This is a genomic window from Brachybacterium sp. HMSC06H03, from assembly GCF_001807385.1.
Classification (GTDB): Bacteria; Actinomycetota; Actinomycetes; order Actinomycetales; family Dermabacteraceae; genus Brachybacterium; species Brachybacterium conglomeratum.
The window spans coordinates 1-633 of record NZ_KV788904.1; the positions used below are offsets into that span (position 1 = coordinate 1).

At 77.9% G+C, this 633-nt stretch carries 1 protein-coding gene; it reads right to left on the reverse strand.

Features of this window, described 5'->3' with window-relative positions; all coding sequences use genetic code 11:
* Window positions 1-49: 49 nt before the first annotated feature.
* The coding region (locus HMPREF3159_RS12520) for a TrmH family RNA methyltransferase (protein WP_141748222.1) at window positions 50-633 on the reverse strand (584 nt) is incomplete at its 5' end.

Sequence of the window (633 nt, forward strand, 5' to 3'; positions counted from 1 at the left end):
CGGCCGGGGCCGCGGCGGCGCGCGGGGGCGGTCTCCGCGACGGGCGCGCTCATGCCCCGGCCCGTCGTCGGCGGAGGGTCTCGAAGAGGCAGACGGTCGCGGCGGTGTGCACGTTCAGCGACTCCGCGTGGCCGGCCAGCGGGATCCGCACGGTCAGCGGCGCGGCGGCGAGGGTCTCCTCGTCGAGCCCGTGCGCCTCGTTGCCGAGGATCCACGCGATCCGGTCCGGCAGGTCGACGTCGAACAGCTCGGAGTCCGCGTAGCCGCTGGTCGCGGCGGCGCTGATGTCGCGGGCGGCGAGCGCCTCGAGCAGGGGACCGCTCTCGGCGCCGGTGAGGACGGGGAGGTGGAAGAGCCCGCCGACGCTCGCCCGCACGGCCTTCGGCGAGTACGGGTCGGCGCTGGTGCGGGTCAGCAGCACGAGGTCGGCGCCGGCGGCGTCCGCGGTGCGGATCAGGGTGCCGACGTTCCCGGGATCGCGGACCTCGTGGAGCACGACCACCGTGAGCGGCCCGTCATCGGGCAGCGCTTCCAGCGCGGCGGTCGCGGCGTCCGGGTCCTCGGCGGGCAGGGCGCCGACGGCGACGACGCCCTGCGGGGAGACGAGCGCTCCCGGGGCGCCGCCCGTCCCGG